The sequence below is a fragment of the Pseudotabrizicola sp. L79 genome, from assembly GCF_036553525.1.
In the GTDB taxonomy this organism is placed as follows: Bacteria; Pseudomonadota; Alphaproteobacteria; order Rhodobacterales; family Rhodobacteraceae; genus Pseudotabrizicola.
This window is the reverse complement of record NZ_JAZHDA010000044.1, coordinates 229,967-242,739: the sequence shown is the minus strand read 5'-3', so window position 1 is coordinate 242,739 and position 12,773 is coordinate 229,967. Positions and strand designations below refer to the sequence as shown.

Sequence of the window (12,773 nt, the reverse complement as noted above, 5' to 3'; positions counted from 1 at the left end):
GCGCTGTCGGCGACCTGAAAGATGAAGTTCCCGCCCTAGCCCGGGATCAGCAGTGACGCATCGCCATAGCTGAAAAAGCGATAGCCCTGTTTTATGGCATGGGCATAAACGCGGTCGATGCAATCCTTGCCCATCAACGCCGAGACCAGCATCATCAAGGTCGATTTCGGCAGGTGGAAATTCGTCATAAGCGCATCGGTCACCTGAAAGCGGAAACCGGGATAGATGAAAATATCAGTCGGCCCTTCCCAGGCCTGCACCCGGCCCGAGCGGCCCGCAGATTCGATCAACCGCAGCGCCGTGGTGCCAACCGGAATGACACGCCCCCCCGCCGCCTTGGTGGCGTTGATCTCGGCGGCGGCAGTTTCGGTCACGCGGCCCCATTCGGCATGCATCTTGTGGGTGGCAACATCTTCAACCTTGACCGGCAAAAAGGTGCCCGCCCCGACATGCAGGGTCACTTCGGTGATCGTCACGCCCTTGGCAACCAGGGCGCGCAACAGCGGCTCGTCAAAATGCAGGCTGGCGGTGGGGGCCGCCACAGCCCCGGCGTGGCGGGCAAAGACCGTTTGGTAATCGGTGGCATCCTGCGCATCCGGCGCACGTTTGGCCGCGATATAGGGCGGCAGCGGCATGGCCCCGGCCTGCGCAAGGGCCGCGTCAAAATCATCCCCCTGCAGGTTGAAGATCAGCCGCAGGTCGCTGTCCGACTTTTCGGCCACCGTTGCCGAAAGTGCGGGCGAAAAGACAATCACCTCGCCCGGATTGACCTTGCGCAGCGGCTTGGCCATCGCGCGCCACCCGTCGGATGCAGGTTCCATCAAGGTGATTTCGACCTTGGCTTGCGCCTCTCCGCGGGTGCGGGTGCCGGTCAACCGGGCTGGAATAACCTTGGTGTTGTTCAGAACCAGCCTGTCGCTGGGCTGAAACAGATCAACCAGATCGCGCACATGCAGATCGCGGATCGCATCGCCCTGCGCCACCAGCAAGCGCGCCGAAGTGCGCGGCTTGGCCGGCCGCGTGGCAATCAGCCCTTCGGGCAGATCAAAATCAAAATCACTCAGCTTCATTCGGCGCGTCTTCCCAAGACTGGTGCGGGGCTGCGGAAAATCTCGCGGAACATGCCCGGCGTCAGGATAGACAGCGGGTTGACCTGCACCTGCGGATCATCCGCCGTGCCCGTAACAGCATAGTTAAAGCCGAACAAGCCTTCGCCGCGCCGTGTCAGCGCCGCCCCGATGCCGTTGATCACATAAACCGGCGAGATCACGCCCTGCAGGGCCAGTTGCTTGGTGCGCGTGGCATAAACCCCCGCCACGGTCACACCCAGCGTAGCACCAATGGCCGCCCCATTGCTGATCTGAACGGCATCGGGTGTCAGCACCAGATCGAAATCGGCATTGGCAAACAGAATGCCCGTGCCGTTCAATTGCTCAAGCAGCCCCACCACGGAAATGGCCGATAGCAATTCTGCCAACGCGCTGGTCTTGCGCACCCGCACCCCCACCATTTCGGCGCGGCCATCATAGCTGTCGGCCTCGGGCCGCGGGATCAGGCGCAACGCCAAAGTGCCACCGCGCGCAGACTGGAAAATACCTGCCGCACGCAGCACCGCGCCCGCATCTTCGCCCGACAGGCGCAGAGCCGTGCCATATTTCGAGGGCACCACCTGCCCGCTGACCCGCGCCGCACCATTCACACTGCCCCGGAATTGCCCGTTCAAGCCACCACGCAATCCAAAGGTGCCCTGCAACCCTGTCAGGGCAATGCCATCGGTCACGATCAATCTGTCAAGTTGCAGGCTGACGGTGCCCGCGTCAGTGTTTGACCTGCCGTTGCCCCCCGGCGCCTTGAACCGCCGCAGATCAATCTCGCCCGAGGTGACGGCAACATCCGGCGCGCGGTTGGCCCCCCGCCCGGTCAGGCGCACCGCCCCCTTCAGCCAGTCGCCCAGAACCACCCGGTCAAAGCTGGCAGCGTCCAGCCCGCCACCCGCGCGCAGGCTGACCGCGCCTGTCGCACTCAGCCCCGGTGCCGTCAGCGCCAGCCGCGTCACCTGCGGCGGGCTGCCAAGCCGGGCCTCAAGCTCCAGCTTGCCTTTGGTGCCCGCCCCTATCGCCCAGCCCACCGCATCTATCCGCAGCCCCAAGCCCGCCAAATCGGTCTGCAACGACAACAGCGGCGGCGCGCCTTTGACCAGGTCCAGCCGCAACTGCCCCCGTCCCGCGCCCGACACCATGCCATCGGGCAGCGCCACATCAAATTCCTTCAGCGCAGCGGGCGACAGTGCCACCTCACCTTCCACACTGGCCCGCCCCTTGGCCTCGGGGCCAAAGCCTTGGCGGAACGTCACGTCAAAACTGGCCGCCCCCACCTGACCGGGGCCAAAGATCGCCAATCCGCCCTTGTCCGCCTTCAGGCCCAGCTCTTTCGCCGTAACGGTCTTGCCCGGAATGATCTGGTCCGAGGCCACATCGCGCAACACCCCCGACACGGAATAATCGACATCATCCAACTGCACCCGCCGCTGCATCGGCAGCGACAATTGCGTATGAACCACGGCCCGCCCCTGCCCCAGATCGGCTGGCCGACCTGCCTTTGTCATGAACCCAAAGGGCGGCAAATCCAGCAGCGACAGGGCCGCTGTGATCGTGCTGTCTGTTTTCAGGCTGATCTCGGCGCGGGCGGGCTTTTGTGTGACATCCGGCACCCGAAAGACCGACCCCGAGGCATTGATTTGCCCCCCCAAGGGGGCCTCAACCTCGCCTGAATCCAGCACGACCAGATAGGTCTTGCCCTCGATCGACGATCGTCCTTTCCCGTTGCGGATGGGCGGCAAGGTGCGCAGGAACCGCACTTCGGCATCGTCGAATTCATACCCCAGGGCCAGCCGCGGCTCGGCCCCCGGAGAGATCCGCAGCGCGGCCTTGACGTCGGTCAACAGGCCCGTGGCCACGTTCTGGCCCACCCAGTCGCGGGTCTTGGGCACCAGTGCCTTGGGCCAAAGCTGCAACAGCCGGTCATGGGCAATGGCATCCAGCCGCAAATCCATCGCCACCTGCCAGCCTTCGGGCAAAACCGCCGCATGGCCCGACAGCGACAAACGACGGTCGCGCTCCTCTGTCAGCGATACCTGCCCGATATCCAGCCGAAAGGGCGACAGAGTCAGCCGGGCATCCATCGCACCTTGGGTAAAGATCAGCGGGCGTTCAAACAGGCCTTCGGGGTCAATCTGGGCCTCGCTGACCTGCACCTGCCCCAGAAAGGCCGCTGGCAATCGCTGGCCCAAGGGCCCGGTCAAGATATGGCCCGACTGATCCAGCGGATAGGCATGGCCACTGGCCTGCAACCGCAGGGTCTGGCTTTCAACCGACAGATCATCCAGCCGGATGCGCCCCCGCGTCGGATCATAGCCAAGACGCAAAGCCGCCCGATCAAAGGGGATGGGCCGGGCAGCGCCTTCGGGTTGCAAGGCCCCGGCCCCCAAGGCCATTTCCGCATCCAGCACCGCAAGCCCGGTTTCCGTAACCTCTGCCGCAATCCGCCCCGAGATCGGCGCCGACAGCACCCCCAGCCACGACAGGATCGGGGCCTGCGCCGCAATATCGCGCGCGGCCACCTGATCGATCGCGGCATTCACGCGCAGCCGCGTTTCGCCCTTGGGGCGGATCACCGTCAGCACGGCCTGCGCCGGCGTCTCACCCCCGTCCAGCAGCGTCAGCGCGACTTCGGCGGCCAGTTCGTCAGACCGCAGATCCATTCGCATCCGCCCATCGCCCACCGACCACAGCCGCCCCGTCAGCGCATCCCGCAGCGTCAGGCTGGCGGCCTCGGCCTCGATCAGCGTCAGCCGAGACAGCAGGGGCGCGGCCAAGGCGCGGTCCACCAAGGCCAGCGCATCACCCAGCCCCCGGATCGGCGGCAATTGCCCGCCACCGCCAAATTGCAGATCCAGCGTGCCATCGGTCTGCCGACGCAGCGCCACCGAACCGCCGATCAACCGCAGGCTTTTGGGGCGCAGTTGCGCGCCCGTCAGCAGGGCCGTGCCATCGAACACCACCCGCACATCGGGCAGCGCCAGCACCGTGCTGCCCTGCCCTTGCAACAGCCGCAGATCCTCAAGCCGCAGGCGCGGGGTCCAATCGGGGTCAATGGTAATTTCCACGCCGCCAAGCGCGATGCCCGCGCCGGGCATGTCGCGGGCCAGAATGGCATTGCCCCGCGCCTCTACCTCGGCCACCACCCAGACCGGCAGGCGGATCGCCTTGCCCGTCACCGCCAACAGCCCGACAGTGGCAACAGCGGCCATCAGCCCCAGCACCAACACCAGAACCAGACTGGCCCGCCCGGCCCGGCGCGCATGATGACGCGCGCGCTGCCCGCGACCCGAGCGCGGCCTGACCGGCTTTTGCACCTTTTCCCCCAGATCCGGGGGCGCGTCTGTCATCGCTGATCCTGCCTCGGTTGCCCTGTGTCCTGCCCGCAAACCACGCCACAGGCCTGTCTTTTGCGCCTATGCGCGTCTTCTCTCTTTATTCTTGCGGATCGTCACCTAAAACACAAAGGGTCGTGACAAAAACAGCAAGGAGCCGCCCAGATGGCCGCCGACCTCCCCGCCGCAGGAAGCCCTGCCCCCGATTTCACCCTACCCCGCGATGGTGGTGGCACCGTTACCCTGTCGGCGCTGCGGCCCGGCAAGGTGGTCTTGTATTTCTACCCCAAGGACGACACCCCCGGATGCACGCTTGAGGCGCAGGATTTCAGCGCCCGCATGACCGATTTCGCCGCCGCCAACACCACCGTGATCGGGATCAGCAAAGACAGCGTCGCCAAGCATGACAAGTTTTGCAAAAAGCACGGCCTTTCGGTCATTCTGGCCAGTGATGAATCCGGGACGACCTGCGAAGACTATGGCACTTGGGTTGAAAAAAGCATGTATGGCAAAACCTATATGGGCATCAACCGCGCCACCCTTTTGATCGACGGCGAAGGCAAGGTGGCCCGCGTCTGGCCCAAGGTTTCGGTCAAGGGCCATGCCGATGAGGTCTTGGCAGCAGCCCAAGCGCTGTGAGATAGCACGCCCAAGGCCCTGACAGCGGCAGGGCCTTGGACACAAGGCAGCGGGGCACCCATGGCGCAGACATTGGCAGATATGGCGGTCGAGGTTCTGACCACAGCCGATGGGCGCGAAAAGACGGCCCTTGCGCGCCGCCATGCCGCACAGTGGTTTGCCGCCCGCGCCGCAGGCACACCCTTGGCCGTGGGTCGCGCCAATCCACCCGATTTTCCCGCCCGCCCGACTGACCCGCCACTGCTGCCGCCGCGAGATGTGCCGCGCCGTCGCCCGGGAACTTTGGTCGGGCGTCAGGCCCTGTTGCATGCGGTGGCGCATATCGAATTGAATGCCGTCGATCTGCACTGGGATATCATCGCCCGTTTTACCGACCAGCCGATGCCTCTGGGCTTTTACGATGATTGGGTCAAGGCAGGCGACGAAGAAGCCAAGCATTTCAACCTGATGTGCGACTGCCTTGAAGCAACCGGCAGCCATTACGGCGCCATGCCCGCCCATGCCGGAATGTGGCGTGCCGCAACCGACACCCAAGACGATCTGCACGGGCGGCTGGCCGTGGTGCCCATGGTGCTTGAGGCGCGTGGCCTGGACGTGACCCCCGGCATGATCGAGATTTTCCGCAAGGCTGGCGACACGGCGGCCGTTGCCGCGCTTGAGGTGATCTATGCCGAGGAAGTCAGCCATGTGGCCTATGGGTCCAAATGGTTCAACTGGCTGTGCGGGCGGGATGGCAGCGACCCGAAAGAGACGTTCCACACCCTTGTGCGGCGCTATTTCCACAGCACGCTGAAGCCCCCGTTCAACGAGGCCAAGCGCGCCGACGCCGGCCTGCCGCCCGATTTCTACTGGCCCTTGGCCGAAGAAGCTGCGGCACGTTCACGCAGTTGACGGCCCGCATCCACGCCAATCGGCGAAACTTTGCCGATCCCATGCTCAAAACCGCCTAGAAATCGTCGGATTGGTCAAATTTGTTGCAGGGGTTGGCGGGCTTGGCTAATCAAAGGCAGGGTTCGCCACTGGCATGGCCCGTCGCCAACTGGAACAGGTAACGAACGGAAAAAGCTCGCGTGTTGAACAGGCTTGCATATCGCATCAATGGAACGCTGGAACGGTATTTGCCCGAACAGCGTCTTTTCTTGAAATCAGACCGTGAGACGCGCTTTATCCGCCTGCGGCCCGCAACCCAAGCCATTGCCTTGGCCGGGGGCGGCATTGCCCTTGCGTGGACGATCCTGGCGACAGCGATCATCTTGATGGATTCGATCAGCGCCGGATCAGGCCGCGATCAGACCGCGCGCCAGCAGGTGCTGTATGAACAGCGGCTGAACGCGCTGAGTGAAGACCGCGACACCCGCGCCGAAGAAGCCGCCAGCGCGCAGGATCGGTTCAATCTGGCGCTGGAACAGGTTGCTGAAATGCAAGGCCGCCTGCTGGCCTCCGAGGATCGGCGGCGCGAGTTGGAAACCGGGATCGACGTGATCCAGAACACCCTGCGCCGCACCATCAAGGAACGCGACGAAGCGCGTGTGCAACTGGAGGCGATGAATGTGGCGCTGGCGGAATCGGGGGCCAGCCACACCGAGGCGGGCCGCGCCCAGGATGCGCTTGCCACTGTCGATATCCTGTCCCAGGCCCTGGCCTCGACCGCGCAAGAGCGGGATGTGATGGAGGGCGCCGCAGAAATGGCGGCCGCGCGGATTGATACCGTTCTGGCCGAAAAGCGCGCCCTGCAAGACCGCAACAATGAGATTTTCGCCAAGCTGGAAGAGGCGGTTTCCGTCTCGATGGAGCCGCTGGACAAGATGTTCCGCGAGGCGGGCATGTCGCCCGATGACCTGCTCAATCAGGTTCGGCGCGGCTATTCCGGCCAAGGCGGGCCGCTGACGCCGTTGTCTTTGTCCACCAAGGGCAGCGTGGCCCATGGCGATGAATTGCGCGCCAACGCCATCCTGTCGGGGCTGGACCGGATGAACCTTTATCGTCTGGCTGCCTTCAAAGCCCCCTTTGCCATGCCTGTGAAAGGCGCGTTCCGCTGGACCTCGGGCTTTGGCTATCGCCGCGACCCCAAGGGCGCCGGCACCCGGATGCACGAAGGCACGGATATGGCGGGCGCCTATGGCTTGCCGATTTATGCCACCGCCGATGGGGTCGTGGTGCATGCGGGTTGGGATTCAGGATATGGCCGTCTGGTCAAGATCAAGCATGAATTCGGAATCGAAACGCGCTATGCTCACATGTCCGCGATACGCGTCAATGTTGGCGATCGGGTCTCGCGCGGGGACCGGATCGGTGATATGGGCAACTCTGGCCGCTCGACCGGCACTCACCTTCACTACGAAATCCGCATCGGCGGCAGAGCCGTGAACCCGATGACCTTCATAAAGGCAGCGAACCATGTTTTCTAAGAGCCGAATCAACGAACCCGGGCCCAAGGCAGACGACAAGCCGAAGGCCCCCGAAACACCGGCAAAATCTGGCATGGAATTTACTCCCCCCGCCCCCAAGGGCAAAGCTTCGGCTTCTGTCCTTTCGTCTGACCTGACCATCGTCGGGAACCTGCGCACCACTGGCGACATCCAGGTCGAAGGCACAGTTGAGGGCGACATCCGCGCCCACCTGTTGACCGTTGGCGAAAGCGCCACCATCCGTGGCGAGATCGTGGCCGATGATATCGTGGTCAATGGCCGCGTGATTGGCCGTGTTCGTGGCCTGAAAGTGCGCCTGACCGCGACCGCGCGCGTCGAAGGCGACATCATCCACAAGACCATCGCAATCGAATCTGGGGCCCATTTCGAAGGTTCGGTTCAGCGTCAGGACGACCCGCTGGCCCAGGGCCGCATCTCGGCCCCGGCAGCACAGCCCGCCCTTGCCGCCCCGGCCCCGGCACAAGCCCCGGCCCCCAAACAGGCCGCTGGCGACGGCGTCTGATCAGCCGCCATTCTGGCCCAAAGACAGCCCGGCGCGCCATCTGGCGCGCCTTTTTCATTTTTCAGTCCAAGGCACGCCGATACAAATGCCAGGTGGCATGACCAAACAACGGCAAGACCAGAAACAGGCCCAGAAAGCCGCTGATCATGCCCAGAAACAGCCCGGCGGCGATCAGAAACGCCCAGACCGCCATGACCCTTGGATTGGCCATCACCAGGCTCCAACTGGCTATCATGGCGGTGATGAAATCCACCTCACGGTCCAGCAACAGCGGCAGGCTGACCACGGTCAGGGCGAACAAGACACCCGCAAAAAGCGCCCCCACCACGGTGCCAAAGGCCAGCATGGTCAGCCCCTCGGTCGTCAGAAACACATCAAGACTAGAGGTGATATTCGTCAGCGTGGCCTGCCCCAGAAACAGGGCAAAGATCATATGCGCAAGGAAGTTCCAGAACAGAAAGAACACCACGACAATCGCGGCCATCGTGGGGATCTGACGATCCTTTTGCCGAAAGATCACCCCCAGCACCTCGGGCCAGGCCAGCGCTGCCCCCTGCTCTAATCGGCGCGACACTTCGTAAAAGCCGCAGGCGATGAACGGCCCAAGAATTGGAAAGCCCGCCCCGGCAATGATGGTCCACCAGATCTGGCCCTTGGTGGTCATCGCCCAATAGATCATCCAGCCGCCCAAGACATAGACCGCCGAAAAGAACAGGCCAAACAGCGGCGCCGCCCGGAAATCGGCCCAACCGGCCGTCAGCGCGGCCCGCAAGTCGCCAAGATCAAGCAGCATGATTTCGGGCATCGGGCGGCTGTGCACCACGTCTTCGGCCATTCGGTCCTCCCAAACCTGTGTCAGGGAAAGACTAAGCGCCAAAACGCCGCAGGCAAAGACATATCTGCAAGCCGGAATGCGACGGCGGGGCAATCGCCCCGCCCGGAAGACACCTTAGTCGGCGTTTGCCTCGGCCCGGCTTTTGCCAGACACATCCATGGCCAGGGTCGCGGCCATGAACTGGTCAAGGTCACCATCCAGCACCCCTTGGGTGTCACTGGTTTCCACACCGGTGCGCAGATCCTTGACCATCTGATAGGGCTGCAACACATAAGACCGGATCTGGTTGCCCCAGCCCGCTTCGCCCTTGTTTTCATAGGCGGCGTTGATGGCAGCGTTACGCTTGTCCAACTCCATCTGATACAGCCGCGATTTCAGCGCATTCATCGCAATTTCGCGGTTCTGGTGCTGCGACTTCATCGAACTGGTCGTCACGATCCCGGTGGGCAAGTGCGTGATCCGCACGGCCGAGTCCGTGGTGTTGACGTGCTGCCCGCCCGCCCCCGAGGACCGATAGGTATCAATGCGGATTTCGTTGTCGGGCACCACGATTTCGATATTGTCGTCGATCACCGGATAAACCCAGACCGACGAAAAGGACGTATGCCGCCGCGCCGCCGAGTCATAGGGCGAGATCCGCACCAGCCGATGCACGCCCGACTCTGACTTTAGCCAGCCATAGGCATTATGGCCCGAGATCTTGTAGGCGGCAGACTTGATACCGGCCTCTTCGCCCGCGCTTTCAGACTGCAACTCAACCTTATAGCCCTTCTTCTCGGCCCAACGGACATACATCCGCGCCAGCATGCTGGCCCAGTCACAGCTTTCCGTGCCCCCTGCCCCCGAGTTGATTTCAAGGAAGGTATCGTTGCTGTCGGCCTCGCCATCCAGCAGCGCCTCAAGCTCTTTGGCCTGTGCCAGCGGCACCAGATCCTTCAGGGCCTTTTCCGCTTCGGTGACGATTTCGGCATCACCCTCCATCTCGCCCAGCTCGATAAGCTCGACATTGTCTTTCAAGCCGCTTGAAATCAGCTTGTAGGTCGAGACCGCATCCAAAAGCCCCTGCCGTTCCCGCATCAGCTTTTGCGCCTTGGCGGGATCGTTCCACAGGTTGGGGTCTTCGATCATCGCATTGAACTCTTCCAGCCGATGCGGGGCGGTTTCCCAATCCATCCGCTGCGCCAGAAGTTTCAGCGACTTCTCGATCAGGGCGATGTTGTTCTGCGTCTCTGCGCGCATGTCTCTTCCCTTGGGCTGTGCCGGGTGTGATTAGCGAAAAGCAGCGGGCGCGGCAAGACACAGCGCCGCGCCACAGGCTGTAACAGGGCCGTTAATACAGGCCGCCCGAACTGAGCGAGCCGAAATCAGCCTTTTTCGGGATCACCTTGGTTTCCCCCGTGGCCGTGGTGACGGTCGATCCACCCGTATCCACCTCGCCCGCCGCGAACAGCGGCAGGTTGCCGCCCATTTCAAAGCCGCCATCGACGAACAGGCCAAAGATCGGCTCTTCGCCTTCGCGGAAATATTCGGCCACCACATTGTCGCCCGATGCCCCTTCGCCCAGACGGGCACCCGTAAAGCGGTCGATGTTGATGAAATAGCCCCCCGGCGGCACCTTGAACGACGTGCCACCGTATTTCTTGATCGCGGTGCGCATGAATTGTTCGAACACCGGCCCGCAGAACCCACCACCCGACGCGCCCGAGCCCAGAGTGCGCGGCTGGTCATAACCGATATAGCAGCCCGCCACGATGTTGCTGGTATAGCCCACGAACCACACATCCTTGGAATCGTTGGTGGTGCCGGTTTTGCCCGCCACCGGAACCGGCAGGTTGATGCCGCGCGCCGTGCCGCGCTTGACCACACCTTCCATCATGCTGGTCAGCTGATAGGCGGTGATGGCATCCATCACCCGCTCGCGTTTGGACACCAACTCAACCCCCGCACCGGGCGACAGGCTGGCCAATTGGCAATCGCGGCATTCGCGCTGATCGTGGCGATAGACGGTGCGGCCATAGCGATCTTGCACTCGGTCCACCAAGGTCGGCTCCACCCGCTCTCCGCCATTGGCGAACATTGCATAGGCGGCCACCATGCGGAACAGCGTGGTTTCCTGCGACCCCAGCGCATTGGCCAGAAACGCATTCATCCGGTCATAAACGCCAAAGCGTTCGGCATAGCCTGCGACCGTATCCATCCCGATTTCTTCGGCAATCCGCACCGTCATCAGGTTCCGCGATTGCTCAATCCCGGTGCGGATGGTGGTGGGGCCGTAAAACTTGTTCGACGCATTCTTGGGCCGCCACAGGCCCTGCGGGGTGTTCACCTCGATCGGCGCATCGACGACGATGGTGGCCGGGGTAAAGCCACTGTCCAGCGCAGCGGCATAGACAAAGGGCTTGAAGCTGGACCCCGGCTGGCGCGTGGCCTGCGTGGCGCGGTTGAACACCGAATACTGATAGGAAAAGCCACCCTGCATCGCCAGAACGCGGCCCGTGTTCACGTCCATCGCCATGAACCCGCCCTGCACCTCGGGCACCTGACGCAGCGACCAGCGCATGAAATCGCCGGTCTTGTCATCGGTCACCGCGCGCACATGCACCACATCGCCGACATCAACCAGATCGCCAGCCCGTCGCGCCTTGGACGCCAATTTGCCATCGGGCAGGCGCTTGCGGGCCCAGGTTACATCTTCTGCCGGGATGAAATGGCCGTCTTCGTCTTCCTCAACGCCTTCGATCCCGATCCGCGCGGCGTTTTCCCCAACCGACAGCACCACAGCCGGATGCCAGCCCGCAATGTCGCGCGGCACATCGACCTCGGCCAAAGCCGCGCGCCAATCGTCTTCCGATGTCAACCGATCAGGCGAGATGGTCTGTCGCGTGCCGCGCCAGATGCCCAGACCGCGGTCATAGCGTTCCAACCCGCGACGCAGCGAGGCTGCGGCCACAGTCTGCAATTCAGGATCAACCGTGGCGCGGATCGACAAACCACCGGCGAAAAACTCTTCCTCGCCAAAGCTGCCCGAAAGCTGGCGGCGGATTTCATCGGTAAAATAATCGCGGTCAGGCAAGGATTCGCGGAAGGCCGGGTAATCGCCGTTCTGCACCGATTTCAGCGGCTGCGCCTTTTCGGCTTCGGCCACCTCACGCGTGATGGCCCCATCCTCGACCATGCGGTTCAGCACATAGGCCCGCCGTTCCATCGCGCGTTCCTTGTTGCGCACGGGGTGCAGGTCGGACGGGGCTTTGGGCAGGGTCGCCAGATAGGCGGCCTCGCCCGCTGTCAGATCGACCAGCGACTTGTTGAAATAGGTCTGCGCCGCAGCCGCCACACCATAGGAATTCTGGCCCAGAAAGATCTCGTTCAGATACAGTTCCAGGATCTTGTCCTTGGACAGCGTTTCTTCCAGCCGGCTGGCCAGAATCAGTTCCTTGATCTTGCGTTCGCCGGTGCGGTCGCCCGACAACAGAAAGTTCTTCATCACCTGCTGGGTGATGGTGGATGCGCCGCGCACATTCTGACCCCGGCTTTTCACCGCATCCACAAGGGCCGAAACCATACCCGTCACGTCATAGCCGCGATGGGTGTAAAAATTCTTGTCCTCGGCGCTGATGAAGGCGGCCTTGACCAGATCGGGAATATCCTCGATCGGCACGAAAAGGCGACGTTCCTGGGCGAATTCGTCGATGATCCGGCCTTCGGCCGAATAGATGCGGCTGATCGTCGGCGGCGAATACTGGGCAAGCCGTTCATGGCTGGGCAGATCTTGCGCATACATGTAAAAAATCGCGCCAATCGACAGCGCGGCAAAAAGCACACCCATGGTGATCATCGTAAAGATGCCACCGAAGAAAGAGCCGACAAATCTGACCACGCGCGGGAATCCCAAAACTACTGCTGCGGTATCATATCGCTTGTGCGCGATGCGGTCAA

At 62.8% G+C, this 12,773-nt stretch carries 9 protein-coding genes; 4 read left to right on the top strand and 5 right to left on the bottom strand.

The features are described from left to right. Window positions 1–35: 35 nt before the first annotated feature. Both queA and V3C85_RS05605 read right to left on the bottom strand, forming a co-directional pair. A complete protein-coding gene (gene queA / locus V3C85_RS05610) occupies window positions 36–1,070 on the bottom strand; it encodes a tRNA preQ1(34) S-adenosylmethionine ribosyltransferase-isomerase QueA (RefSeq protein ID WP_331794103.1) in 1,035 nt (344 codons plus the stop codon). Beyond that, window positions 1,067–4,447 carry a hypothetical protein gene (locus tag V3C85_RS05605; protein WP_331794102.1) on the bottom strand — a complete coding sequence of 1,127 codons (3,381 nt, stop codon included), beginning with the start codon at window positions 4,445–4,447 and terminating at the stop codon, window positions 1,067–1,069. Before V3C85_RS05605 ends, queA begins: the two co-directional genes overlap by 4 nt. A gap of 150 nt (window positions 4,448–4,597) precedes the next feature. Here V3C85_RS05605 and V3C85_RS05600 point away from each other — a divergent pair, with 150 nt between their 5' ends. The 4 genes from V3C85_RS05600 (at window position 4,598) to V3C85_RS05585 (ending at window position 8,002) form a co-directional block, all read left to right on the top strand. Next, window positions 4,598–5,071 carry a peroxiredoxin gene (locus tag V3C85_RS05600; RefSeq protein ID WP_331794101.1) on the top strand — a complete coding sequence of 158 codons (474 nt, stop codon included), beginning with the start codon at window positions 4,598–4,600 and terminating at the stop codon, window positions 5,069–5,071. Between the two features lie 60 nt (window positions 5,072–5,131). Continuing rightward, window positions 5,132–5,962 (top strand): ferritin-like domain-containing protein, encoded by an 831-nt coding sequence (locus V3C85_RS05595; RefSeq protein ID WP_331794100.1) that lies wholly within the window; start codon window positions 5,132–5,134, stop codon window positions 5,960–5,962. Window positions 5,963–6,141: 179 nt separating this feature from the next. Continuing rightward, window positions 6,142–7,479, top strand: a complete 1,338-nt coding sequence (locus V3C85_RS05590; RefSeq protein WP_331794099.1) for a M23 family metallopeptidase — start codon at window positions 6,142–6,144, stop codon at window positions 7,477–7,479. Then, entirely contained in the window at window positions 7,469–8,002 is a 534-nt protein-coding gene (locus tag V3C85_RS05585) for a bactofilin family protein (protein ID WP_331794098.1), read from the top strand. The genes V3C85_RS05590 and V3C85_RS05585 overlap by 11 nt, the downstream gene beginning before the upstream one ends. A 61-nt stretch (window positions 8,003–8,063) precedes the next feature. Here the strand turns inward: V3C85_RS05585 and V3C85_RS05580 are convergent, their stop codons facing one another. The 3 genes from V3C85_RS05580 to V3C85_RS05570 all read right to left on the bottom strand — a co-directional run bounded on the left by V3C85_RS05580 (window position 8,064) and on the right by V3C85_RS05570 (window position 12,714). After that, window positions 8,064–8,837 carry a DUF2189 domain-containing protein gene (locus V3C85_RS05580; RefSeq protein WP_331794097.1) on the bottom strand — a complete coding sequence of 258 codons (774 nt, stop codon included), beginning with the start codon at window positions 8,835–8,837 and terminating at the stop codon, window positions 8,064–8,066. Between the two features lie 114 nt (window positions 8,838–8,951). Then, window positions 8,952–10,076 (bottom strand): peptide chain release factor 2, encoded by a 1,125-nt coding sequence (prfB, locus tag V3C85_RS05575; protein ID WP_331794096.1) that lies wholly within the window; start codon window positions 10,074–10,076, stop codon window positions 8,952–8,954. A 91-nt stretch (window positions 10,077–10,167) separates the two neighbouring features. After that, window positions 10,168–12,714, bottom strand: coding sequence for a penicillin-binding protein 1A (locus tag V3C85_RS05570; protein ID WP_331794095.1), 2,547 nt, complete (start codon window positions 12,712–12,714; stop codon window positions 10,168–10,170). Window positions 12,715–12,773: the final 59 nt, after the last annotated feature.